Genomic DNA, 23,278 nt, shown 5'->3' on the forward strand with positions numbered 1-23,278 from the left:
CGTTGCTGGCCACCACGCCCCTGACTTATGAGGCCTGCCATGAATACTCCGACCGCTTCAGATACATCGCCTTTCCACGCAGGCGAACGGGATATGCAATCCCGCATCGGCAAGCGGGATAAGATGGAAGCAGTGGGCCGGAACTACATCCGCCCGTACATGCCCGATCAGCATCGTGAGTTCTTTAATAAGCTGCCTTCCCTTGTCGTGGGCAGCGTCGATGCCGAAGGTTGGCCGTGGGCGTCTATGATCTCGGGTCGACCGGGTTTTATCCAATCACCACATGACCGTCGGCTTGATATTGATGTTCAGCCGCTGGCCGAAGATCCGCTGAATGATGCGCTGCAGCCCGGCGCACCCATCGGCGTTGTCGGGGTCGAGCTGTCTACGCGTCGCCGTAATCGCATGAATGCCACTGTGGGCCGGATCAAAGACGGCGGTTTCTCACTAGACGTGGTGCAGTCCTTCGGGAATTGCCCGCAATACATCCAGACCCATGATGTTACTTTTGTCCGAGAACCTGAGGCCACTGTTAACCGCCGCCCAAGCGACCGGTTCCTTGAGTTGGACGCGCAGGCCCAGGACATGATCGCGACAGCCAATTCGTTCTATGTCGCCAGCCACGCCAATACTCCAGACCACAACGGTGTTGATGTCTCGCACCGGGGCGGTCGGTCAGGGTTTGTTCAGGTAAAGGGCAATAGCCTGCTTGTGCCGGATTTTGCAGGTAATAATTTCTTCAATACGCTGGGCAATTTTCTGGTGAATCCACGGGCAGGCCTGTTGTTCCCGGACTATCAGACCGGCGATGTGCTGATGCTGACCGGAACGGTCGAGGTGTTGTCCGAAGATCACCCCGATATCGCTGCGTTCCATGGGGCCAGCCGAGGTTGGTGGTTTCATCTGGACCACGGTTTGAGAATTTACGACGCACTGCCGTTTCGGGCTGAATTTCTTGAGTTTTCGCCCAACAGCCTGATGGCGGATGACTGGCAGACTGTTGAAGCCAGACAAGAGGCCGAAGCGCTGCGCCGTCAGTGGCGATCCCTCCGCGTGGCTGCGATTCAGGATGAAAGCGACGTAATAAGGTCTTTCACGTTTGAGGCTACGGATGATTTGCCTCTGTTGCCGTTTGAGGCGGGCCAGTTCCTGACACTGCGCGTAAGCCCCGAAGGTGCGGCTCCGGCAACGCGGACTTATACGGTTTCCTCGGCGCCCGGCCAGGCGGGATACCGGATTTCCGTCAAACGCGAACCGGGTGGCATGGTGTCGAACCATTTACACGACACGTTCTCCGTTGGCGATCTGGTCGAGGTCAAAGCTCCGAAAGGTCAGTTCTTTCTGGACGCCGCCGAGACCCGCCCGGCTGTGCTGTTTGCGGGCGGGGTCGGCATCACACCGATGATGTCGATGACCCGACATGTGATGAACGAAGGCCTGCGGACCCGCCACACCCGCAATCTGACAATATTCCACGCGGCTCAAACCGTCGCACAACGCGCCTTTCACGCTGACTTGCAACACGCCGCAACCAACAGTAGTGGCAAAATCCGGTATGTCTCGGTTGTTTCACAGCCCGAGCAAGGCACTCGCGAGGGGGTGGATTTTGACGCTAAGGGCTACATCACGCCCGCGCTGATCCGCGAAACGCTGGCGCTGGATGATTACGATTTCTATCTTTGTGGCCCGGCACCCTTTACGCAGGCGATTTATGACATGCTGCGTGATCTCGGCGTGCGGGATGACCGCATTTTTGCCGAGGCTTTTGGACCGGCTGCGTTGACCCGGCGCACCGACGGGACCGCCATCGTATTCCAGCCTCAGCCCGAAGCCGAAGCAGCCAAGGTAGAATTCAAAGCCAGCAATCAAGAGGCGCAATGGGTAAAAGGTGATCCGACCTTGCTGGACGTGGCCGAGGCGCAGGGTTTGACACCAACCTTTTCCTGCCGGTCAGGATCGTGCGGCAGCTGCCTGACTCGCAAGATCGCCGGTGATGTTGCCTATCGCACAGAACCAACGGCCGAGCATTCAGAAGACGAGGTGCTGATATGCTGTGCCGTGCCCGCCAATGGGTCAGACACGGTGGTGCTCGACCTCTGAGGCACAAAGGTTTTCGGGACATTGTCATGAGCGCCGGGTAAAAAGGCCAGATATCACCCGCATTCATGTAAGGAATTCCAATGACCGACGCCAAACTCAGAACCACATCGGGCAATGGCCGTATCTTTGACAGCGTGCTCGACACGATTGGGAATACCCCCACGATCCGCATCAACAATCTGCGGCCCGAGGGCGTCAACCTGTTCGTCAAGTTCGAGGCTTTTAACCCCGCCGGATCAGTCAAGGATCGTCTTGCCGTCAACATCATCGAGGCGGCCGAACGCAGCGGTGCCTTGAAGCCCGGCCAAACGGTTGTCGAGGCCACCAGCGGCAACACTGGCATCGGTCTGGCGATGGTCTGCGCGCAAAAGGGTTATCCGCTGGTGGTGACCATGGCCGAAAGCTTTTCGACCGAGCGTCGCCGGTTGATGCGCATGCTGGGGGCCAAGGTTGTGCTGACGCCAAAGGCAGAAAAAGGCTTTGGCATGTACCGCAAGGCCGCCGAACTGGCCGAGGAACATGGCTGGTTTCTGGCCCGTCAGTTCGAAACCCAGGCCAATGCCGAGATCCACGCCGCAACAACAGCGCGGGAAATTCTAGGTGATTTCAATGGTGACCGACTGGATTATTTTGTGACTGGCTACGGCACTGGTGGGACTGTCACCGGCGTGTCGCGTGTCTTGCGCGCTGAGAGTCCCGATACAAAAATCATCCTCACTGAACCTGCCAATGCGCAGCTGGTGGGCAGTGGTGTCGCGACCGAACGTGGCAAAGACAGCGACCCCGTTTCCAGCCACCCGGCTTTCGAGCCGCACGTGATTCAAGGCTGGACCCCGGATTTCATCCCCGCAGTTTTACAGGAATCCATCGACAACAGTTATTTCGATGAGCTGATCCCTGTAGCAGGCCCAGCAGGTGTTGAATGGGCGCAAAAGCTGGCCAGCCAGGAGGGCATCCTGACCGGTATTTCCGGTGGTGCGACTTTCGCCGTTGCGATGCAGATCGCCGAACGGGCCGAGCCTGGTGCATCGGTTCTCTGCATGCTGCCCGACACGGGTGAGCGGTATCTGAGCACGCCCCTGTTTGACGATTTCCCGGTTGAGATGACAGAAGAAGAGGCCGGGATCTCACGCTCGACACCGGGGTATCATATCGGCTGACGCCAAGGCCTACCTTGCCTAACGCCCCTCGTAACTGCAATGATATTGGCAGGTTACGGGGGAGCGCCGATGCAAAAAGGTCTATTGCCGCTGCAAACTGTAATGGTGCTGGCTGTGTTCATCATCGGCATTTGCGCCTTTGAGGCGCGGGCGCAGGACGCGGCCACCCCTGTTGCGCAAGAGCGGAGTTGGGCCGATGTGAAAACGATCATGGACCGCCGCTGTGTTGTTTGCCACAGCTGCTATGATGCGCCCTGTCAGTTGAAACTTACCTCACCCGAGGGCGTTCTGCGCGGGGCCAGCAAACAGGCGGTCTACCATACTGAGCGTCTGACGGATGCCCAACCCACTCGGCTGGGGATCGATGCACAAACTGTCCCCGAGTGGCGCGCGCTGGGGTTTCATACGGTGACCAGCGATCCGGAACAGGCCGATACTCCTGGCCTGCTTGAGCGTTATCTTGAACTTGGGCGCGAAAAACCGATGCCGGAAAACGCGCCGCTACCGGATGCGCTGGGTATGGCGCTGGATCGCCCTCTGGTCTGTCCAACATCAGATGAATTCGACCAGTTCAGCCGCGATCATGCACTTGCGGGTATGCCCTATGGCACAGCTCCCCTTGCGGATGGGGAATATCAGACCCTCATGGCCTGGGCAGGCAGTGCAGCGCCACGGCCATCTGTTGCACCCGACATTCCTACAGAGGTTCAGGATCAGATCACGCAGTGGGAGGTGTTCCTGAACTCAAATGACCCGCGCAGCCAGTTAATGAGCCGCTATCTGTACGAACACCTGTTCCTGGCCCGTCTCCACTTTCAGAGTGATGACCCAAGGCGGTTCTTCCAGCTTGTCCGTTCGACCACCGCGCCGGGTGAGGCCATCGACATTATCGCCTCGCGGCGACCGTTCGACGATCCAGGGTCGGGCGCGTTCTACTATCGCTTGCAGCCGATTACCGAGACGATCGTGCATAAGGAACATCTGGTCTATACTCTCGGGCCGGATCGCATGGCGCGCTATCGGCAGCTGTTTCTGGACCCTGATTGGACCCTGTCCAAATTGCCCGCCTATGGCGACGCCGAGGGTGGAAATCCGTTCAGTACCTACATGCAAATGCCCGCCAATAGCCGTTATCAGTTTCTGTTGGACGACGCGTTGTTTTTTGTCCGCAGCTTCATCCGCGGTCCTGTCTGCCATGGTGAGACCGCTGTTGATGTGATCGAGGACCGGTTCTGGGTCAGTTTCCTTGATCCGGACGCGGATTTGTCGGTCACGGATCCCAGTTTTCTGGAAAGCGGGGCAGCCTATCTGGAACTACCCGTGTCCGAGGCTGATGCTGGTGCGCTGGGATCATTGCCTGGATTCTCGCACAGGAACCAGATTCGGTATCTTGAGTTCAGAGACGCGCGATACAAGGATGCTCAGGTATACCAGACTGGGTTTGACTACAGTTCGATCTGGGACGGTGATGGCACCAACCCAAACGCGTTGATCACCGTATTCCGCCATTTCGACAATGCCTCGGCCATGACCGGGTTTCACGGCGGCATTCCCAAAACCGCGTGGGTCATTGATTTCCCGGTGTTCGAGCGCATCTACTATGACCTTGTGGCGGGCTACGACGTTTTCGGCCGGGTCGAACATCAGCTGACCACACGTTTATATATGGATGAGCTGCGGATGGAGAGTGAGGATACGTTTCTGTTTTTCATGCCCAAGGAAGTCCGGTCACAGATGCACAAAAGCTGGTATCAGGGTGCGCTGGCAGAATGGCACACTTATTGGCACCGCCGACATGTCGACAGAAATTTTCCCACTGGTGTTACCTTTGAAACCGCTACACCTAAGCAAGAGTTTCTTTTGACTCTGCTTGAACGCGGCAATGGACTGTGGGCCACCACGGACCCGATCAACCGATGTTCGGGTGGCGACTGTCTCTCGGACCAGTCGGGCCCGGCTCTGCGCGATCTGGCGGATCAGACCGGTGATTGGGTGAAATACCTGCCCGATCTGTCCGTTCTGGTGGTTGAACAAAGCGACGGGACAGAGCTTTTCACTCTGGCCCATGACAAAGCGCACTATAACGTCGCCTTCCTGTTTGATGAAAAGGCGCGTCGAAATATGGTCGAGGACAAAGTCACAATTCTACCGGGTCTAATCGGCAGTTACCCGAACTTCTACTTTCACATCCGGCAGGACCAGCTGTCCCCTTTCATAACCGCGCTGAAATCCGTCAGATCGCAAAACGATTACATGGCCGTGGTGGCAGAATATGGTGTGCGCCGGACAAGCCCTGAATTCTGGGCACTCAGCGACCGGATTTACGAGATGTTTCTGGACCAGAAACCGGTTCAGGCAGGTGTGTTCGATCTAAACCGGTACAAAGACCCCAAGCCGGGGGATGACCCCACCTAAGCTTGTCCGGTTGCGATCCGGCCCCTAAATTTGAATTATGTGGTCATTTGCAGACATCCGACCGGCCTATACCCGTGCCGAGCGTATCAGTGATGGGGTTGTGCACGTTTTGGGCGTGGCCGCAGCCCTTGTCGCCGTGCCGGTTCTGATCACGATCACCGTCCAGCACCGACCTGAGCCAGAGGCTGTTTTGGGCGTTTCAGTCTACGGCGTGACCCTGGTGCTAATGCTAACGTTTTCTGCCCTGTACAACATGGTCGAAAATGACAGGTGGTCCGATCTTCTGCGCCGTCTCGATCACTCGGGTATCTACGTCAAGATTGCTGGGACCTACACGCCCTTCGTTTTGCTATCGGGCGGTCAGGCGCCGGGACTGCTAATCGGGTTGTGGTCTTCGGCGACACTGGGGTCGGCTTTAAAATTGATCGACCCTAGCCGTTTCCGGTGGTTTGGTCTGTGTCTGTATTTGATGATGGGATGGGCAATCATTTGGGCCGGACAATCCATGCTGGCCGAGTTGCACCCGACGATTGTTTGGCTAATGATGGCGGGCGGTGTCGTTTATACTGTTGGTGTCGCTTTCTATCTTTTAGAACAAATGCCGTTTCACAACACAATCTGGCACGTGTTTGTTCTGACCGGCAGCGCACTGTTTTTCATGGCGATCTCCGTTCGAATTCTGTTGGAGCCACTCCCGTTTTCTTGACCAACGCCCTCAACCGATACCCTTTGCACACCACAATGAGCGTCCACTGTCAGTCCGCAGGGTAAATCGGATGGCACGGTCCTAAGTTTTATTTCGGCTCAAAGCTGATCTGAACGGAAAAGCGAAAGCTGTCGCCCGGCAGTCCCTTGGGTACCTTGGGAACGCGCTTCGTGCGGGCAACGGTATTAAGCGCGGCCTGATCCAACACCGAATTCCCCGAGGATTGCACCAGACTGTGCGACAGCAAGCGCCCGTCGCGCGAAACGTTTAGGCTGATCGTCGCGCTGCCACCATCCGTGCCGCGCAACGAGCGCTTGTTGCGCTCGATACGGGCGCGGACCTTCGCACCCCAAAGCACTCTCAGTTTTGTCTCCTTCCCAGAGGACCCGGCGTTGACTTCTGCCGATCCCGCCCCGGCCTGCATTCCACCGCCCGAACCTGCAGCAACGTGCTTGTTGATACTCGCCGATGTTACTTTGGCTTTCTGGCTTTCGTCCTTGGGTTCGTTCTGTGCCTGTTCTGGATCGCGTATTGCCTTTTCTTTCGGCGCGGCAACAGGGGGCGGTGTGGTGTCGGCCACCGGCGGCTTATCCTGTGAGGACTGAGCTAATGCAATTGCCATCTGTGCCCGGGGGGCTTGCTCGATTGTCAGTGTCGGCGAGGCTGGGCCGCTTGAGGTGTTTGGGGCTTTCAGAATTGGTAGCGGTTGAGTTTGTGTGACGGGCGGGTCCTCCCAAACTTTTACCATCTCGGCCACTGTGGATGTTGCGGCCTTTATCGATGCAACATTCTCTCCGCCGTTGCCACCCGCAACAACACCGGATTTTGATTGGTTGGCAAAGGCGGCCAGGTGCAGGGCTGTTGCCAGTGCCACAAAAACCAAGGCCTCGATCCAGCGTGTCATTTCCGGGCTACCACAAGTTCGACCCTATTCAGACCGGACAGCGCAAGATCGTTCAGCACTCTGGCCATCACATTGGCCTCAAGTTGGGCATCGGCGCGGATCTGGATGACGCTGTCGGTTCCGCTGATCGTGGCCAAAGCTGTCAGTGCGGCCTCACCTTTATCCTTTTCAAAAGACATATGGCCGGTTTTGTCGACATAGAGTACCCGCTCGACTTGGGAATGGGTGTGAGATGTTGAGTTTGGCGGATCGACCTCGAACGGTTCTGGTGTGGCTAGGTTCGAGGTCATCAGGAAAAAGATCAGCAGCAAAAACACCACATTGATCATCGGTACGATGGATTCAGGTCGCGGATTGTTGCGCGGGCTCGAAAAATCCATCGCGCTACTCCACCAGAACGACCGAGGTATACCCAGCCTCGCGCAGGGTTTCGGTGACGGTGACAATCCGCTGCAATGTTGCACCATCCTTTCCGCGCAGGATCACCATGTCCGTTGGGGCCTGCATTAGCGGCGCAAGGTCGCCGACTAAATCCGCGCTTGCTTTGCCGTTCAGCAATTCCCGGTCGGAAAGAACGTCGATCAGTCGCGGCGGGCCGATGTATTCCCCACCTGCTGAGGTCAGCGGCAGCGGCAGGATCGAGTCCATATCAAACCGGGAAGCCAGCATAAAAAACACCAGCAACAGGAACACCACGTCGATCATCGGCGTTAGGCTGGGCTTGCGTCTGGGATTTGCAGGCGGTGTGAATTGCATTGGGCTACTCTGCCGCCAGTTTCAGATGGTCCGGCTTGCCAGAAACGAAAATGCGGGTCGCAGCGTCTTCGACATCGCGGCGGATGCGGTCGATCACAGCCTCGAACCACGTCAGCGCGGCCGAGGCTGGGATCGCAACGGCCATGCCTGCTGCGGTGGTCAGCAATGCCTCCCAAATGCCACCCGCCAAAAGGGCGGGATCGGCTTGGTTCCCCGATTGCTGCAAAGCCTGGAACGCCGCGATCATCCCAAGAACAGTGCCCAATAGACCTAGTAAGGGAGCAATTGTGGCAATCAATTCCAGCGCGCGAAGGCCGCTACCAGCGGCGGCGATCTCACGTCTTGCCACGCGCGAGACGTCCTCGCGGGCGCGGTCCTCGGGCAGGGTGCGAATGGATCGGATTGCATGTTCCACGATCTTTGATCGTATTCCCCTACGGCGCTGAATCGTGGCAATGGCGGCGTTGGCATCTCCCGTTTCGAATAACTCCACGGCCTGCCCGGCCTTGCCTTCCGACCACGCTCCGATCAGGGCCAGCCGCCAGATTTTCCACAGGATCAAGGCCATGGTTACCACCGACAGCGCCGCGATTACCCAGATCGAAGGCCCGCCGTTGCGAAGGAATTTAGCCGCTTTGGCGGTAGAGTCCTGAGCGGTTCTCAAAGCCGAGCTCTGTTGAGGCAATGGTTCGCTTGGTTCAGCCACGTTCGCCAGCACTGGCCCAATCTGCTCGTCCGTAGCGAATGTTGGCTCCAGTGAAGTGTCGGTTGCTGTTTGTGAAATGGCACCACTCGTCACCGGTACGTCAGGTGACTGCGGTTCTTGCGAAGCAACTGCCAAAGGTGCGGCTGCCAGAGTCATAACCAGGATCAATCGGGAAAGCATGAAAACCTCCACTGTGCAAGGGTGAACCGGGCGCCGCAACCTGCCGGAAAGAGCGCGGGACTGCCTAAGTCATTGCAATACGGCGGTGCCGGTCTGGCCATTCTGGAAGGCCGCAGGCAAACCCGCGGCCCCCGGTGTTTCGCGGATCAGAACGTTGCAGTGACAAACAGGTTGATGTTGCGTCCCGCTGCCGGAATCTGATCGTTGGCGCGGTAGGACTTGTCGAGGATGTTGTTGAGCTCGAGCGTCAGCAGTGCATTCTCGGTCAGGTCCATGCTGCCGCGGAAGTTGAGCGTGGTCCAACCTGCAGTCGGGTTAGTGCCAGTGGGCGTTCCCGTGTCGACGATGTTGCCGTTCTCATCCCGCAAGTCGGCTGAACTTTCGCCCCGAAGGAACACATCCCAGGTGCCAGTCAGGCTGGCGGTCTGCCAGTCAGAGCGCAAACCGAGTGTGCCCGTCCATTCCGGCGTGCCGCTGTCTTTGGTTCTGAACCCGTTGGAATAGGTGAACTCTCGAGTGACATTCGACAGGATGACATAGGGGCGAATACCGCCCCAGCCGGGATCAACCTCAGCCGCGATCTCAAAGCCCCAGCTGTCGGCGCTGTCGACGTTGTCATAGATCAGCTCGGTCGCATTGGCCGGATCGGCTACGGTCGTGATGTAGTCTTTGGCCTCGGTGTAGAAGATGGCCGTATCCAGAACGAGGTTCCCGCGATCCACCCGCGCACCGACTTCATAGTTTGTCGCGGTCTCGGGTTTCAGGTTTGGGTTGCCATTGATGACCTGACCACCAGCCGAGGTGGATAGGTACAATTCGGACAGGGAGGGGAATGTATAACCTTGCGAGATATTGGCCCGCAGGATGGTGTCGTCCGACAGGTTGTAAACCAACCCGACCGAGCCCAACCAGCGGTCATCGCTGTTGCTGGCATCGGGCAGCGGAAATCCGTTGACGGTACGCTCATTCAGGTCGCTTTCGACGTTATAGTAGCGGGCCCCGACAGTGGCGACAAAGTCGCCGAAGGTTGCTTCGTGCTGTCCGAATATACTGGCCGTGCGAATTTCCGCATCCGTGAACGAAGGAACGCTGATCTGCGATGGCGGGCCAAACGGTGGAATGATCGTAATATCTGAGGTCTTGGCTGTTTCTAGCTGGTCATCGTCATACTCAAGCCCCACCACCGAGCGGTGACCGGGAGCAAATTCGAAATTGGCGGTTGCCACAAACCCACTGGTCGTTTGTTCATCATCCGAACCCGCGTTGACAATTGTCGTAACAGGCCCGCCGCTGCTGATAAATTCGCTTTCGAACACGCGATCGACTTTTTGCGTATAGGCGCTGAACTTCAGCATCGACGTCCAGGGGGTCAGGTCCTCGCCTTCGTAGAACGCGCTGTATTTGCGCAGGTCGCGTTTGGGCAAGTTGATCTGGGCGTCGGGGCTGCCGGTAAACACTTCGGTCGAGGCATCGAAATCCTGCGCGCGCAGGCCAACATAGCTGCTGCCGAAACGGTAACCTACAAAACCGAGCACGCCGTCTTCTTCGCTGCTCGAAGGGACCAGATCCCCGTCCGGTGTTTCGCGGTCGTTCAGATTCAGTTTGGAGTATGATAGACGATAGTCAAAATTGTTGACCGAACCGGCGATGCTGGCTGCTGCGCGATAACCGTCATTGGCCCCGATGTAGCCGGCGGTGCCCGAAACCTCGACCGGTTTGTCGGCGCCGCGTTTTGTGATGATGTTCACGACACCACCGATGGCTCGGTTCCCGGACACAACGGATGACGGGCCGCGCACGATTTCGATGCGCTCGATATCAGTGGGCGACACCAGCAGCGGTGTGCCATAGCGGTTGTGATCCGACAGGCGCTGACCGTCCAGCAGGATGGCAACCCGCTGCGAATCCTCACCACGGATGCGGATGCGATCCAAATCATTCTCGGAAACCTGTACGCCGGGCACGTCCGAAAGAAGGTTGGCGACCGAGGCCGGAGGGATTTCACGGATTTCACCGGCATCGACAACGGTGACCGAGGCTGGGCTGTTGAAAACCTCGGTTGGAAGCCCGGTGCCGGTGACAATGATGTCATCAAGTTGGATGATGTCGTCTTCTTGTTCCTGCGCCCATAGCGGTGTTGCCGCCAGAACGGCGCTGGTCAGTGCCAGGCCTGCGGTAGACCGCTTTAATGCTGATTCCATTGAAACCCCCAGTATGTGTGTCGTGCAGTCAAAGGTGCACCCGCCTGAAACAGGCGAAATTCAGATGCTACCTCGCGATATGCTGGGTGTTTGCGTGGGCCTTGGCGTAGGTTGTCGCGCGCTTTGGTCCATGAGGCCGGGTCATTAGCGGATTAGATTCGTCAATACCATAGTAATTTTGTCAGAAAATTACTGAGTGCTCTTGATGCCACAGCCATGACCGCTTAGGACAAGGTCAAAGAAAGCCAAAACAGCGCGCAGCCCGGTCGTCTCGGTCCTAGCCAAATGCGTTTCGAACCCATTCTGGAGACGACCATGACCCATCCAAGCCCTTCTGAGATTCGTGCTGCGCGGTTGGAAAACCCCAAACTGCGTGAACGTGACCTGGCGGATAGTCTCGGCATCACCGAGGCACAGCTGGCGGCTGCGCATATCGGCCACGGTGTCGTTCGCATCAACCCCGACATGGATCAGCTGATGCCCCTGGTGAACCGGTTGGGTGAAGTCATGGCGTTGACCCGCAACGAAAGCTGCGTGATCGAGAAGGTGGGGATATATGATGATTACCGGGGTGGCTCTCATGCGGGGCTGATCGCAAATCACGAAATAGATCTGCGCATGTTCCCGCGTCATTGGGTTCACGGGTTCGCTGTATCGAAGTCGCTTGAGGACGATTCGGAACGCCTGTCGCTACAGATTTTTGATGCCGCAGGCGATGCGGTTCATAAGATCTTTCTGCGTGACACCTCGGTGGTCGAAGAATGGGATGCGGTGATTGAAGCGCTGAAACTGCCTGACCAGTCTGAAACCCTGACGGTTGAGTCCCGTGCGGCCGTTGAGCCTGCCAGGGTCGACCCCGAGAAAACAGATCGCCTGCGCGTCGGGTGGGATGAGATTACGGATACTCATCAATTCCTACAGATGGTTCGCAAGCTTAAACTCAACCGGTTGGGCGCTTATCGCATGGCCGGGGCGCCTTATGTGCGGCCTCTAGCAACCACGGCTGTGGACACCGTTTTGCATCGGGCTGCGGAAACCGGCCTGCCGATCATGGTGTTTGTTGGCAATCAGGGGTGCATCGAAATTCACACGGGTCCCGTCAAAGAGGTCAAACAGATGGGCCCTTGGCTGAACGTCCTCGACCCCGGCTTTAACCTGCATCTGCGCGCGGACCACATTGCCGAGGTTTGGCAGGCCACGAAATCCACCAAGCGCGGGGACGCGATCTCGGTCGAGGCGTTTGACGCGCAGGGCGCGCTTATCCTGCAAATCTTCGGCGTGCTGGCCGAGCCGGAGTCGGCTGCGATCTGGAACGATCTGGTCGCGACCCTGGAAGAACGACCCGAAGAGGTGCCGGCATGACCCGTCTGACCACAAAGCTAAAATTGGCTGTTCTGGTCGTGCTGGCTTCTGCAGTCAGCCTGCATGCCGACCCGGCACAGCGTATCGTTTCGGCCGGGGGGTCGATCACCGAGATCATCTATGCGTTGGGGCAAGAACACCGTCTGGTGGCGCGTGACAGCACGTCGAACCATCCTCCGCAGGTCGTTGAGCTGCCCAATGTTGGTTATGTCCGCCGCCTATCCGCTGAAGGACTGCTTTCGGTCAGTCCAGATCTGATTCTGGCGGAAGAAGGCGCAGGCCCGCCGGAAACATTGGAGGTTCTGGCCGAAAGCCACATCCCTTTGGTCAGTATCCCGATGGGCCATGACCGCGCGGCGGTTGTGGCCAAGATCAAAGCCGTGGCAGCGGCGCTGGACGTTCCCAGCGAGGGCGAAGCGTTGGCGCAGCGCGTTGGTGGCGCCATCGATATCGCGACGGCAGATAACGAACTTGCCGATCAGCGCGTTCTGTTTGTGCTGGCCATGCAGGGCGGACGTGTTCTGGCTGCCGGGCAGGATACGGCGGCGCAGGGCATCATTGAACTGGCCGGAGCCACAAATGCGGTTGAGGGCTTTCAAGGTTACAAACCACTGGGGGATGAGGCAATCCTCACTGCGGCCCCCGATGTCATCCTGTTGATGGGCGGTGGACGACAGATGTCCCTGACGGATGACGAGGTCCTGAGTCATCCCGCGATTGCGGCCACTCCGGCGGGCCAGAACGCCGAATTGCTGCGGATGGACGGTATGCTGCTGTTGGGTTTTTCGGTTCGTACCGGGCAGGCCATCACCGATCTGGTGGCTGGATTACGTGACACCAATGGCTGACTGGACCGCCGACGGGGTTGCAATCGCCGGTGACCGGAGCGTTACGGCGCGTCGGCTAAGCTGGGTCCTGATTGCTGCTCTGTGCGTAGCTGTGCTGACAGGGCTTGCCACCGGTTCGGCGGGTACGTCGCTGTGGCAGGCTTTGCTTGATCTGGCGAAGGGTCAAGAGCTGTCCTTGCGCGACAGGGTGGTGCTGCTGGACATCCGTGCGCCACGTGTTGTCATGGGCTGTCTTGTGGGGGCGGCGCTGGCCGTATCGGGCGCGGTGCTGCAGGGCTTGTTTCGCAATCCGCTGGCTGATCCGGGCATCGTCGGTGTCAGCGCCGGGGCCAGCCTGGGGGCGGTCAGCGCGATTGTGCTGGGCGGGGCTTTGACCTTCGTCGAAGGGCTGGCGACATGGCTTGTTCCCATCGCCGCGTTTCTTGGCGCGTGGATCACCACCTTGTTGTTGTACCGGGTGGCAACACGGCGCGGCCGAACCTCGGTCGCGACAATGCTTCTGGCCGGGATTGCACTGACCGCGCTGGCGATGGCCTTGACAGGTATCCTCGTTTATACGGCAGATGACGCGCAGCTGCGGGATTTCACCTTTTGGTCCATGGGGTCTCTGGCGGGCAGCAGTTGGAGTAAGATCTCAGTCGCCGGGCCGCTGATCCTGATTCCGTTAGTGCTGTCGCCATTTCTGGCGCAGGGGTTGAACGGTCTGGCTTTGGGCGAAGCCGCTGCCGGGCATATCGGCATCCGCGTGCAGCACCTTAAGACCTGCGCCATTCTTATCGTCGCGGCTGCGACCGGTGCCGCCGTAGCCGTCAGCGGCGGAATCGGCTTTGTCGGTATTGTGGTGCCGCATTTGCTGCGGTTGGCCTCGGGGCCCGACCACAAGTACCTGTTGATCAATTCCGCATTACTCGGTGCAGCGCTTCTGGTGCTGGCCGATCTGATCAGCCGGATGATCATCGCACCGTCAGAACTGCCCATCGGCATTGTCACCGCAGTGATCGGCGCGCCGTTCTTTTTGTGGATCTTGCTGAGGCAACGGGGAATTGTGGATCTATAGACCATGTTGATTGTCTCTGACCTGAGTGTGCGGCTGGGGCGTCGCACCATCCTGAATAATCTGTTTTTTTCGGCGTCGTCCGGACAGGTGACCGCTGTTGTCGGCCCGTCCGGGGCGGGTAAATCCACCTTGCTGGCCGCTCTGACCGGCGATCAGGGTCATGATGGCGCTGTCACTTTGAATGGTCGGGATGTCGCGCAGACCAACGCTGCTAAGTTGGCCGATTTCCGAGCTGTCTTACCGCAAGCAACGCCGATGAGCTTTCCCTTTACTGTTCTGGAAATTGTCCGCATGGGACGAATGCGCATGGATAAGGATGATCAGATCGCACTGCGCGCGCTGGCGCGTGTCGGGTTGGGTGGTTTCGAAGGTCGTTTCTATCAGGAATTGTCGGGGGGTGAACAGCAGCGCGTACAACTGGCCCGCGTTTTGGTGCAGGTTTGGCAACCGACCGGACCATCAGGTGCGCGCTGGCTATTTCTGGATGAACCCGTCGCAAGCCTGGATATCGGCCACCAGTTGCAGGTGATGCAGATCGTACAGGATTTCGCGGCCAGCGGCGGGGGCGTGGTGATGGTCATGCACGATCTGAATCTGACAGCTATGTGTGCTGACAATGTGTTGCTTCTGTCCGGCGGTAAAATCCTAAGCCAGGGCGCACCACAGAATACCTTGTACGACGAGGTTCTCAGTCAGGCATATGGCTGTCACATCGCAGTAAACCGTGCCCCTGAAACCGGCGTTTTCCTTTTGCCTCAGGTTGCGGCGTTTTGAGTGCGAACCAATGGAAAAGAAATAAGCAATTTGGGGGTTGACGAGCTGTACTAGTAATCGACTAAAAGAGTCGGAAACAAATACCTGATGAAAACAGTCGGATAGAACGAGGACCCCCATGTTGAAATCCACTTTCAAATTCACCTCGGCGCTTGTTGCCGTGACGTTGATTGGCGGCGCTGCGGTTGCTGATCAGGCCTATGGCCCGTTCCCGGTCACCGTAAAAGGCTATGATGGCGACAAAACCAACTCGGTTTCCTATTCCGGTCAGATCGCGCGTCACGTGCTGCACGACAGCCTGAAGAAAGCCGCAGCCAAAGGCGACGGCGGCAACAATGCGGCAGCGGTCGAGGCGCTGATGCTGGCGTATTTCAACGGTTCCGAAGAAGATCTGGAAATCATCGCGCCGACTTCAAAGGATGGCTTCCCGGTGAAGCAATCGACCGTGAATGAGATCTCCAAGGGCAAGAACATTTCGGGCAAATTCTATAACGGCGCAATGCCAGCGTGGCCGGGCAACCAGTCTGGTGTCGACGTGGCCCTGCAGATGATCAAGATGGCTGCGGCGTCCGAGCAAGGCTATGATCCGGTAAACGGCATGGATTGGGGTCAGCTTATCTCGAAATTCACGTTGGGTGCGATGGCGTATAACCAGGCGGTCGACAACTATCTGGACGAGAAGCTGGACGCCGACAACAAGCCTAACGACAAGCCTTACAAAGAAGGTGCGCATTACACCGGAAAGGAACATTCCTGGGATGAGGCGTTCGGTTATTTCGGTGCCGCAGCGCACTCGAACAGCCTGTCGCCCGATCAGAACTATGGCGTGTCCAAGCAAAAAGATTCGGCAGCTGCGGATGCCAACGGTGACGGTGTGATCGATCTGAAGACGGAAATGGTCTTTGGTCCGGCCTATTATGCAGCTGGTGCGGACAAAGGTGGCAACAAAAACACCCAGTACATGAGCACGATTTTCAACGCTTTCCGCGACGGTCGTGCGCTGATCGCCTCGGCCAATGGCGAAGCTCTGACTGACGAGCAGCGAGCCGAGCTGAAGAACTATGCCGATATCATCGAGACCAACTGGGAAAAGACTCTGGCTGAAGCCACGTTCAAATATACCGGTTCGGTTTACAAGGATATCTACAAGCTGAAATCTGGCGAGGACGTTGACAAAGCGCTGCGCAACTACGTCAAGCATTGGGGTGAGCTGAAAGGCTTCTCGATGGCGCTGCAGTCGGGCAAGAACAATCTGGGCGCCACCGCGATTGATCTGAACTGGCTGATCGGCTTCGGCCCGGCAATGCCCGATGGCAAGATGGTGTCTGATGTCGATGCGGATGGTAATTTTGTGCGCGGTCGCGACATGACGCTGGACGACTATCAGGTCAACATGCTGAAAGTTCAGCAGCTACTGATTGACAAATTCGGCATCGAAAGCCGTGCGAATGACGCAACCGCTGATCTGGCGGCGCTGGCTGAAAAGTTGGGTGAAAACGCGTCGGCTGAAAACGACTAAGGGTCATCTGATCCAAGCTCGGCGGTTCCCTGACCGCCGGGCATCATGCTGAAAGAGACCCCTTGGAACTTCTGGATCACATAGGCGCGGTCTTTGCTGATTTTTCCAACCCAAAGAAGCGTATCTTCGTTGGGTACCTTTTTCTTACGATCCTGATTGCGCTGGTTTGGCTGGTGGCTATACGCCGGTCCTCGATCCGGGCAGCTCTTAGCAAAGTGTTTGACCGTAAGATTCTGTTCTCGCCTTCTGCCAAGGCGGATTACAAAATTTTCGTAATCAACCGCGTCTTTACTTTGTTCATCTCACCGCTGCTGGTGTCACAACTGGCGATTGCAACGGCGCTGTATTACGCGCTGCATGACGTGGATTTCCTGCAGCGCGGAGTGTTTGCAGATACGTCCAAGAGTGTGATCGTGGCGCTGTTCACCGCGACCATTTTTGTCGTGGACGATTATACGAAATACCTTGTTCATCGCTGGATGCACCGTTGGCCGGTGCTGTGGGCCATCCACAAGACCCACCATTCTGCCGAGACGATGACGCCAATTACGGTCTACCGCACGCATCCGCTTGAGGGGATTCTGTACGGGCTGCGCGGCGCGGTTGCTCAGGGTACGGTGATGGCGACGTTTCTGTTTTTTTTCGGCAGCGCAGTTGATCTGTACACCGTGTTGGGCGTGAATGTGATGTCCTTCGTCTTTCATGTGACGGGGTCGAATCTAAGGCACTCGCATGTTTCGATCCGGTATTGGCGTTGGCTTGAGCATGTTCTGATTTCCCCGGCGCAGCATCAGGTGCATCATTCGATTGCGCGCGAACATCATGACAAGAACTTTGGCGTCGCCTTTGCGATCTGGGATTGGCTATTCGGGTCGCTGCACCTGTCGGAAAAAGACCGGAGCCTGACATTCGGCTTGAAACCCTCCGAGGCCCACGCCTCGAATCTGATCGATATATATTTCCGCCCCTTCCGGGATATTGCCAATATCCTGCGCCGACGGGGCAGGAAGTTGAAGCGCGTTCTTCGTACTTCCAAATCACAGCGCGACCCCGTCGCGTAATTTCGCACAAAGCTTAATTTTCCTTGGGCGGACCAGCGTGATCAGACGCGCGGTTTGGCGCTGACGGGAGAGTTTTTCGTTGTAGTTTTTTTGTTTATCGATATTACAAATAGCAGGCATGGAGTTTTGGACAGATTATCGATAAAATGGAAAACACCTCCCCCACTTGGACCCGCGAGGCGGCGCAGGCCGTATATGATCTTCCTCTGATGGACCTGTTGTTTCGCGCGCAGACAGTGCATCGCGAGAATTTCGATCCCAACAAGATCCAGACCTCTAAGCTGCTGTCGATCAAGACGGGTGGCTGCGCCGAGGATTGTTCCTATTGCTCGCAATCGGCGCGCAACGGTTCAAAGCTGTCGGCCTCGAAACTCATCGAAGTTCAGCGCGTGTTGACCGAGGCCCGCAAGGCCAAAGACGGCGGTGCAACTCGGTTCTGCATGGGCGCAGCTTGGCGTGAGCCGAAAGATCGCGACATGGATGCGCTGGTGGCCATGGTTGAAGGTGTCCGCGATCTGGGCATGGAGACCTGCATGACGCTGGGCATGCTGGACGACAATCAGGTGTTTCGCCTGCGCGACGCGGGGCTGGACTATTACAACCACAACATCGACACGTCCGAGCGCTACTACCCCGAGGTGATCACCACCCGCACCTTTGCCGACCGGATCGACACGATGAACCGTGTGCAGGAAGCCGGGATCAAAGTGTGCTCCGGTGGTATCCTTGGGATGGGTGAAGAGGTCGGCGACCGCGTCGATATGCTGGTTACGCTGGCCAATATGGGCCCTGCGCCTGAATCAGTGCCGATCAACATGCTGATGCCGCAGGAAGATACCCCGCTGGCCGATGCCAAGCCGATTGATCCAATCGAGTTCGTACGTGTGATCGCCACCGCCCGCATCATGATGCCGAAATCCTATGTTCGCCTGTCCGCCGGGCGCAGCGACATGACCGATGAGCATCAGGCCATGTGCTTCTTTGCCGGGGCGAACTCGATCTTTGTTGGGGAAACACTTCTGACGGCCGAGAATCCCGAAGAAGACACGGACTCGATCCTCTTTGCCAAGCTCGGGCTGGAAGCTGAAACTGTGGCCGGGCAAAGCTGTGCGGAAGCTGCTGAATGAAAGCATTGGATCGCCTGAACGCGATGCTTGAAACGCTGGGCGCCCGGCATCGCCGCAGGGTGCTGGCCCCGAGGTATGGGCTGGATTTTGCCTCGAATGATTATCTGGGTTTAGCGGAATCTCCGCTGGTAAAAGATGCCGCACAAAAGGCGTTGGATCGCGGCGTGCCGATGGGATCGGGCGGATCGCGGTTGCTGCGGGGCAACCACTCGGAACACGAAGCACTGGAGGCCGAGGCCGCCGCGTTTTTCGACGCCGAGGCTGCCTTGTTTTTGGGCGGCGGGTTTCAGGCCAATCAGGCGATCTTTTCGACGCTTCCCGCTGTGGGCGACCTGATGCTGTATGACGATCTGGTTCATGCCAGTGCCCATGAAGGCATGCGTACGGGTCGGGCCGACACGCGGGCCTTCGCCCATAATGATGTGGCTGACGCCCGTCGTGCCATTGCTGATTGGCAATCGACGGGTGGGTCCGGTCAAATCTGGATCGCAGTGGAAAGCATCTATTCGATGGAGGGCGATCTCGCGCCGCTAAGCGCGCTGTCCGATCTGGCCGTGGAACAGGATGCGGTGTTGGTCGTGGACGAAGCTCATGCAACCGGCGTTTTCGGACCGCGCGGCAAAGGTCTGGCGCACGGCCTGAAGGCCGAGCTGTTGACGCTGCATACCTGTGGCAAGGGGCTGGGCGTTTCAGGTGGTCTGATCTGCGGGCGGCAAGTGATGATCGAGGCACTGATCAACCGGGCGCGGCCGTTCATTTTCGCGACCGCGCCGTCTCCGTTCAACGCAGCTCTTGTGCGGGCGGTGCTGGCGCATCTGCAGGCGGATAACGGCTTGACCGACGCCGCAAACGCCCGCATGTCTCATGCCCATATCGAGGCACGTCGAAATGGCGTACCGCAGGACGTGCTGAACAGCCAGATAATCCCTGTCATTCTGGGGGATGAGGCGTACACAATGAGCATGGCTGCGACCCTGCAGGCGCAGGGATTTGATGTACGCGGTATCCGCCCGCCCACAGTTCCGCGTGGGACATCGCGGCTGCGTGTTTCAATCACCGGAAATGTTTCGCAGTCCGATATCACTGCTCTGTTTGAAACGCTTGCTCAGCATCAAAGCGAGGCCGCATGAGCCCTGTCATCGTAGTCGGCACAGATACCGGCATCGGAAAAACCGTCTTTGCGGCTGGCCTTACTGCTGCCCTTGGCGCGCGCTATTGGAAGCCCGTGCAATCGGGGTTGGAAGAGGCCACGGACTCGGAAACCGTCAAGGCCCTGACCGGGGCCGAAGTGCTGCCCGAGGCGTATCGGTTGAACATGCCTGCCTCGCCGCATCTCTCGGCCGAAGATATGGGAATTGAGATCGATCCCGCCTGCCTGACATTGCCGCAGGTATCAGGCCCTCTGGTCGCCGAAGGCGCGGGCGGTTTGATGGTGCCGTTGAACCGCAGGGTCTTTTTCCTTGATGTGATTGCTCAGTGGCAGGCCCCAGTTGTTCTGGTGTCCCGCACCGCTTTGGGGACGATTAACCACACGACCCTATCCCTGATGGCGTTGCGTAATGCTGGCTGTGACGTGGTCGGTGTGGCCTTCGTTGGCGATGCCGAGCCGGACGTCGAACAAACCATCGCCGAAATGTGCAACACCCGCCATTTGGGGCGTCTGCCATTCATCGACAAGCTATCGCGTGAAACTCTGGCCGACGCCTTCGCTGGCATCGATGTCGAAACCATCCGGAGCGCCCTATGACACCGCTAGAGTTTGACGCCCGTCATCTGTGGCACCCCTACACCAATGTGTTGGAACCCGGCCCGATGCATCTGATCACCGGGGCAGATGGGGTTTGGCTGACGGCTGAGGATGGTACGCAGATGATCGACGCCATGTCGTCCTGGTGGTGTGCCGTGCATGGGCATCGTCACCCAGCCATCATCGGGGCCATGCAAGCGCAGCTGGATCAGATGCCTCATGTGATGTTTGGCGGTCTTACACATTCGCCTGCGATTGAATTGGGCCGCCAGCTGATCGGGCTATTGCCCAACGGTCTGGACCGCATTTTCTACAGCGACAGCGGTTCGGTCGCCATCGAAGTGGCTCTGAAAATGGCTGTGCAGTATCAGATGGCGCAGGGCCGTAGGGGGCGCACTCAATTCGCCACCATCCGTGGCGGCTATCACGGCGACACCTGGAAAGCGATGAGCGTTTGCGACCCGGTCAACGGGATGCACGGCTTGTTCGCCGGTGCTCTGTCCGTTCAGCATTTTTTGCCGCGCCCGCAGATCGCCTTTGGTCAGGAGTGGTCCGAGGATGGCGATCTGAACGGGCTGAATGCACTGGAGCAGCTGTTAGAGACCAAAGCCGACCAGATCGCGGGCCTGATCCTTGAACCCGTGGTGCAGGGGGCAGGGGGGATGTATTTCTATCATCCGACCTGGCTGCAACGCGCCCATGAGATGTGCAAGGCGCATGACGTGCTAATCATCTTTGATGAAATAGCCACCGGATTTGGCCGTACGGGCGAGCTGTTTGCGCTGCACCATGTCGGTGTCGTGCCGGACATCCTCTGTCTGGGCAAAGCGCTGACGGGCGGACATATCACTCTGGCGGCCACGGTCACGACCGAAACCGTCGCGCGCCGGATCGGCGAAAGCGAGGCAGGCGTCATGATGCATGGCCCGACCTATATGGCAAACCCGCTGGCTTGCGCAGCGGGGGCGGCCAGTCTGGAACAGCTCTCGGTCCGGGATTGGCGGTCGGAAGTGGCGGGCATCGCCGCGCAGATGACGCAGGAGTTGGCTCCGGCACGCGATTTGCCCGGTGTGGCGGATGTTCGCGTGTTGGGTGCCATCGGTGTCATCGAGATGGAGGAATGGGTCGACCCATCGGTGGCGCATGGATTGGCGCTGGAAACCGGCGTCTGGCTGCGTCCGTTCGCGCGTAACATCTATTGCATGCCGCCCTACATAATCTCGCCGGACGAGCTGAGCCGTGTGACATCGGCCATGGTATCGCTGGTTCGGGGGATGTCATGAAACAGCGCTGGATGTCCCGTACAGACACCGCTGAGGTGCTTTTGGTGTTCGGAGGCTGGGCCCTTGGCCCTGGTCCTTTCGAAGGCCTGTCGGGCAATACGGATGTCTTGTTTGTGGATGACTACACCCAGCTTGATGATCCGTTGAATGATCTTTCAAATTATGACTGCGTCACCCTGATCGCTTTCTCGTTTGGCGTGGCTTCGGCGGCGCATTGGCTGGCGCAGACGGGCACGCGACCAGACCGGCTGATCGCGGTTAGCGGCACATTGCACCCGGCCGACACCGAATTGGGCATCGCGCCGGACATGATCAGGGCCACTGCGGATCAGCTGAGCCCTTCAAGTTTCGCCAAGTTCTGCCGTCGTGCCGGGCTGAGTGGCACTCCGCCCGAGATAGATATCGACACAACAAAGGCCGAGCTATACGCAGTGATCGAACGCGGTCCGGCACCTGATCCCCGGTTTGACCGGATTTGGATTCCTCGGCAGGACCGGATTATTCCCACTCCGTCGCAACAGGCCGCATGGGCTGGGCAACAAGAGGCAGTCCGAACTGTTCCAACTGCTCATGTGCCTTTTTCCAGCGGTCAGAGCTGGCAGGAGTGGGTCGCATGAATGTTCAGTTGACCAGTCGCGTTCAGCGCAGTTTCAGCCGCAGTTTCCGCTCGTATCACGAGTCCGCCTGCCAGCAGGCGCGGATCGCTGAACGGTTGGTGCAGGATTTGCAGTGCGGTGGCGCTCCGGCACAGTTTGCCTCGGGGTTGGAGTTCGGTTGCGGCACCGGCCACTTGACCCAGAGATTAAGTACCCAGTTCGCGTTTGACAGCCTAATCGTCAACGATCTGTCGCCCGAGGCGTATGAGACCGCCGCCACCTTTGGTGCCGGGTTCTTGTGCGGGGATGCTGAAACGGTCACTTGGCCTGCAAGGCCCGACCTGATCGGGTCTGCGTCGATGATTCAGTGGCTTCCTGATCCAGCCGTGTTTCTGCGCCGTGCGGCACTGGCATTGGCCCCTGGTGGATGGTTGGCCGTTTCCGGATTTGGCCAGCAGCAATATCAGGAACTGGTGCAGGTTGGATCGGCGGCTAAAGCACCTGGCCTATGTGGACCTGAAGTGATGATCGCGGCGGTCGAGGGCATTCTGGACGTCGTTTCTGCCGGAGAGACGGAACAACAGATGCAATTTTCCTCGCCCCGAAACGTGTTGGAACATCTACGCAGAACCGGCGTAAACGGGCGTGCTCAGAAGCCGTGGACGAAGTCCAGCCTGCTAGCCTTCAGTAACAACTATGTCCGGCAGTTTGGCGGCAAGTCCGGTGTTCCACTGACCTATAACCCGACTTGGATTATTGCCCGCAAGCTCATCTAA

General features: G+C 58.0%; 21 protein-coding genes. 16 read left to right on the top strand and 5 right to left on the bottom strand.

Annotated elements, in window-relative coordinates; all coding sequences use genetic code 11:
* The first annotated feature begins 39 nt into the window (after nucleotides 1-39).
* From ACR0DT_RS15680 to trhA, 4 genes are all read left to right on the top strand, one after another.
* The gene (locus ACR0DT_RS15680) at nucleotides 40-2,100 is read left to right on the top strand and encodes an FAD-binding oxidoreductase (RefSeq protein ID WP_480711656.1); all 2,061 of its coding nucleotides are present in this window, start codon (nucleotides 40-42) and stop codon (nucleotides 2,098-2,100) included.
* A gap of 80 nt (nucleotides 2,101-2,180) precedes the next feature.
* On the top strand, nucleotides 2,181-3,260 hold the full coding sequence (gene cysK, locus ACR0DT_RS15685; protein ID WP_480711657.1) for a cysteine synthase A: 1,080 nt from the start codon (nucleotides 2,181-2,183) through the stop codon (nucleotides 3,258-3,260).
* A gap of 69 nt (nucleotides 3,261-3,329) precedes the next feature.
* Nucleotides 3,330-5,675, top strand: a complete 2,346-nt coding sequence (locus ACR0DT_RS15690; RefSeq protein WP_480711658.1) for a fatty acid cis/trans isomerase — start codon at nucleotides 3,330-3,332, stop codon at nucleotides 5,673-5,675.
* A gap of 37 nt (nucleotides 5,676-5,712) precedes the next feature.
* Nucleotides 5,713-6,381, top strand: coding sequence for a PAQR family membrane homeostasis protein TrhA (trhA, locus tag ACR0DT_RS15695; protein ID WP_480711659.1), 669 nt, complete (start codon nucleotides 5,713-5,715; stop codon nucleotides 6,379-6,381).
* An 88-nt stretch (nucleotides 6,382-6,469) separates the two neighbouring features.
* On the opposite strand, the gene ACR0DT_RS15700 is transcribed toward trhA, so the two are convergent.
* The 5 genes from ACR0DT_RS15700 to ACR0DT_RS15720 all read right to left on the bottom strand — a co-directional run bounded on the left by ACR0DT_RS15700 (nucleotide 6,470) and on the right by ACR0DT_RS15720 (nucleotide 11,128).
* The gene (locus ACR0DT_RS15700) at nucleotides 6,470-7,285 is read right to left on the bottom strand and encodes an energy transducer TonB (protein WP_480711660.1); all 816 of its coding nucleotides are present in this window, start codon (nucleotides 7,283-7,285) and stop codon (nucleotides 6,470-6,472) included.
* Nucleotides 7,282-7,665, bottom strand: a complete 384-nt coding sequence (locus ACR0DT_RS15705; RefSeq protein ID WP_480711661.1) for an ExbD/TolR family protein — start codon at nucleotides 7,663-7,665, stop codon at nucleotides 7,282-7,284. The genes ACR0DT_RS15700 and ACR0DT_RS15705 overlap by 4 nt, the downstream gene beginning before the upstream one ends.
* Before the next feature lie 4 nt (nucleotides 7,666-7,669).
* Nucleotides 7,670-8,041 (bottom strand): ExbD/TolR family protein, encoded by a 372-nt coding sequence (locus tag ACR0DT_RS15710; protein WP_480711662.1) that lies wholly within the window; start codon nucleotides 8,039-8,041, stop codon nucleotides 7,670-7,672.
* A gap of 4 nt (nucleotides 8,042-8,045) precedes the next feature.
* Nucleotides 8,046-8,927 (bottom strand): MotA/TolQ/ExbB proton channel family protein, encoded by an 882-nt coding sequence (locus ACR0DT_RS15715; protein ID WP_480711663.1) that lies wholly within the window; start codon nucleotides 8,925-8,927, stop codon nucleotides 8,046-8,048.
* A 146-nt stretch (nucleotides 8,928-9,073) separates the two neighbouring features.
* Nucleotides 9,074-11,128, bottom strand: a complete 2,055-nt coding sequence (locus ACR0DT_RS15720) for a TonB-dependent receptor (protein WP_480711664.1) — start codon at nucleotides 11,126-11,128, stop codon at nucleotides 9,074-9,076.
* 315 nt (nucleotides 11,129-11,443) lie between these two features.
* Here ACR0DT_RS15720 and ACR0DT_RS15725 point away from each other — a divergent pair, with 315 nt between their 5' ends.
* The 12 genes from ACR0DT_RS15725 (at nucleotide 11,444) to ACR0DT_RS15780 (ending at nucleotide 23,278) form a co-directional block, all read left to right on the top strand.
* The gene (locus ACR0DT_RS15725; RefSeq protein ID WP_480711665.1) at nucleotides 11,444-12,490 is read left to right on the top strand and encodes a hemin-degrading factor; all 1,047 of its coding nucleotides are present in this window, start codon (nucleotides 11,444-11,446) and stop codon (nucleotides 12,488-12,490) included.
* On the top strand, nucleotides 12,487-13,338 hold the full coding sequence (locus ACR0DT_RS15730) for a heme/hemin ABC transporter substrate-binding protein (RefSeq protein WP_480711666.1): 852 nt from the start codon (nucleotides 12,487-12,489) through the stop codon (nucleotides 13,336-13,338). The genes ACR0DT_RS15725 and ACR0DT_RS15730 overlap by 4 nt, the downstream gene beginning before the upstream one ends.
* A complete protein-coding gene (locus tag ACR0DT_RS15735; protein WP_480711667.1) occupies nucleotides 13,331-14,395 on the top strand; it encodes a FecCD family ABC transporter permease in 1,065 nt (354 codons plus the stop codon). Before ACR0DT_RS15730 ends, ACR0DT_RS15735 begins: the two co-directional genes overlap by 8 nt.
* A 3-nt stretch (nucleotides 14,396-14,398) precedes the next feature.
* Nucleotides 14,399-15,169 (top strand): heme ABC transporter ATP-binding protein, encoded by a 771-nt coding sequence (locus tag ACR0DT_RS15740; RefSeq protein ID WP_480711668.1) that lies wholly within the window; start codon nucleotides 14,399-14,401, stop codon nucleotides 15,167-15,169.
* Nucleotides 15,170-15,287: 118 nt separating this feature from the next.
* Entirely contained in the window at nucleotides 15,288-16,688 is a 1,401-nt protein-coding gene (locus ACR0DT_RS15745) for a DUF4856 domain-containing protein (protein WP_480711669.1), read from the top strand.
* 62 nt (nucleotides 16,689-16,750) lie between these two features.
* Nucleotides 16,751-17,749, top strand: coding sequence for a sterol desaturase family protein (locus ACR0DT_RS15750; protein WP_480711670.1), 999 nt, complete (start codon nucleotides 16,751-16,753; stop codon nucleotides 17,747-17,749).
* Between the two features lie 146 nt (nucleotides 17,750-17,895).
* On the top strand, nucleotides 17,896-18,876 hold the full coding sequence (bioB, locus tag ACR0DT_RS15755) for a biotin synthase BioB (RefSeq protein ID WP_480711671.1): 981 nt from the start codon (nucleotides 17,896-17,898) through the stop codon (nucleotides 18,874-18,876).
* Nucleotides 18,873-20,006, top strand: a complete 1,134-nt coding sequence (locus tag ACR0DT_RS15760) for an 8-amino-7-oxononanoate synthase (RefSeq protein ID WP_480711672.1) — start codon at nucleotides 18,873-18,875, stop codon at nucleotides 20,004-20,006. The genes bioB and ACR0DT_RS15760 overlap by 4 nt, the downstream gene beginning before the upstream one ends.
* Nucleotides 20,003-20,623, top strand: coding sequence for a dethiobiotin synthase (gene bioD / locus ACR0DT_RS15765; RefSeq protein WP_480711673.1), 621 nt, complete (start codon nucleotides 20,003-20,005; stop codon nucleotides 20,621-20,623). The genes ACR0DT_RS15760 and bioD overlap by 4 nt, the downstream gene beginning before the upstream one ends.
* Nucleotides 20,620-21,906 (top strand): adenosylmethionine--8-amino-7-oxononanoate transaminase, encoded by a 1,287-nt coding sequence (gene bioA, locus ACR0DT_RS15770; RefSeq protein ID WP_480711674.1) that lies wholly within the window; start codon nucleotides 20,620-20,622, stop codon nucleotides 21,904-21,906. Before bioD ends, bioA begins: the two co-directional genes overlap by 4 nt.
* Entirely contained in the window at nucleotides 21,903-22,523 is a 621-nt protein-coding gene (locus ACR0DT_RS15775) for a pimeloyl-ACP methyl esterase BioG family protein (RefSeq protein ID WP_480711675.1), read from the top strand. Before bioA ends, ACR0DT_RS15775 begins: the two co-directional genes overlap by 4 nt.
* Nucleotides 22,520-23,278: a methyltransferase domain-containing protein gene (locus tag ACR0DT_RS15780; RefSeq protein ID WP_480711676.1), complete on the top strand. Its 759-nt coding sequence runs from the start codon at nucleotides 22,520-22,522 to the stop codon at nucleotides 23,276-23,278. The genes ACR0DT_RS15775 and ACR0DT_RS15780 overlap by 4 nt, the downstream gene beginning before the upstream one ends.

The sequence above is a fragment of the Ruegeria sp. BI11 genome (genome assembly GCF_056538005.1).

Excerpts from the sequence above, each read along its gene's own strand:
- ACR0DT_RS15680 (WP_480711656.1), top strand. The coding sequence starts at position 40 with ATGAATACTCCGACCGCTTCAGATACATCGCCTTTCCACGCAGGCGAA.
- cysK (WP_480711657.1), top strand. The coding sequence starts at position 2,181 with ATGACCGACGCCAAACTCAGAACCACATCGGGCAATGGCCGTATCTTT.
- ACR0DT_RS15690 (WP_480711658.1), top strand. The coding sequence starts at position 3,330 with ATGCAAAAAGGTCTATTGCCGCTGCAAACTGTAATGGTGCTGGCTGTG.
- trhA (WP_480711659.1), top strand. The coding sequence starts at position 5,713 with ATGTGGTCATTTGCAGACATCCGACCGGCCTATACCCGTGCCGAGCGT.
- ACR0DT_RS15700 (WP_480711660.1), bottom strand. The coding sequence starts at position 7,285 with ATGACACGCTGGATCGAGGCCTTGGTTTTTGTGGCACTGGCAACAGCC.
- ACR0DT_RS15705 (WP_480711661.1), bottom strand. The coding sequence starts at position 7,665 with ATGGATTTTTCGAGCCCGCGCAACAATCCGCGACCTGAATCCATCGTA.
- ACR0DT_RS15710 (WP_480711662.1), bottom strand. The coding sequence starts at position 8,041 with ATGCAATTCACACCGCCTGCAAATCCCAGACGCAAGCCCAGCCTAACG.
- ACR0DT_RS15715 (WP_480711663.1), bottom strand. The coding sequence starts at position 8,927 with ATGCTTTCCCGATTGATCCTGGTTATGACTCTGGCAGCCGCACCTTTG.
- ACR0DT_RS15720 (WP_480711664.1), bottom strand. The coding sequence starts at position 11,128 with ATGGAATCAGCATTAAAGCGGTCTACCGCAGGCCTGGCACTGACCAGC.
- ACR0DT_RS15725 (WP_480711665.1), top strand. The coding sequence starts at position 11,444 with ATGACCCATCCAAGCCCTTCTGAGATTCGTGCTGCGCGGTTGGAAAAC.
- ACR0DT_RS15730 (WP_480711666.1), top strand. The coding sequence starts at position 12,487 with ATGACCCGTCTGACCACAAAGCTAAAATTGGCTGTTCTGGTCGTGCTG.
- ACR0DT_RS15735 (WP_480711667.1), top strand. The coding sequence starts at position 13,331 with ATGGCTGACTGGACCGCCGACGGGGTTGCAATCGCCGGTGACCGGAGC.
- ACR0DT_RS15740 (WP_480711668.1), top strand. The coding sequence starts at position 14,399 with ATGTTGATTGTCTCTGACCTGAGTGTGCGGCTGGGGCGTCGCACCATC.
- ACR0DT_RS15745 (WP_480711669.1), top strand. The coding sequence starts at position 15,288 with ATGTTGAAATCCACTTTCAAATTCACCTCGGCGCTTGTTGCCGTGACG.
- bioB (WP_480711671.1), top strand. The coding sequence starts at position 17,896 with ATGGAAAACACCTCCCCCACTTGGACCCGCGAGGCGGCGCAGGCCGTA.
- ACR0DT_RS15760 (WP_480711672.1), top strand. The coding sequence starts at position 18,873 with ATGAAAGCATTGGATCGCCTGAACGCGATGCTTGAAACGCTGGGCGCC.
- bioD (WP_480711673.1), top strand. The coding sequence starts at position 20,003 with ATGAGCCCTGTCATCGTAGTCGGCACAGATACCGGCATCGGAAAAACC.
- bioA (WP_480711674.1), top strand. The coding sequence starts at position 20,620 with ATGACACCGCTAGAGTTTGACGCCCGTCATCTGTGGCACCCCTACACC.
- ACR0DT_RS15775 (WP_480711675.1), top strand. The coding sequence starts at position 21,903 with ATGAAACAGCGCTGGATGTCCCGTACAGACACCGCTGAGGTGCTTTTG.
- ACR0DT_RS15780 (WP_480711676.1), top strand. The coding sequence starts at position 22,520 with ATGAATGTTCAGTTGACCAGTCGCGTTCAGCGCAGTTTCAGCCGCAGT.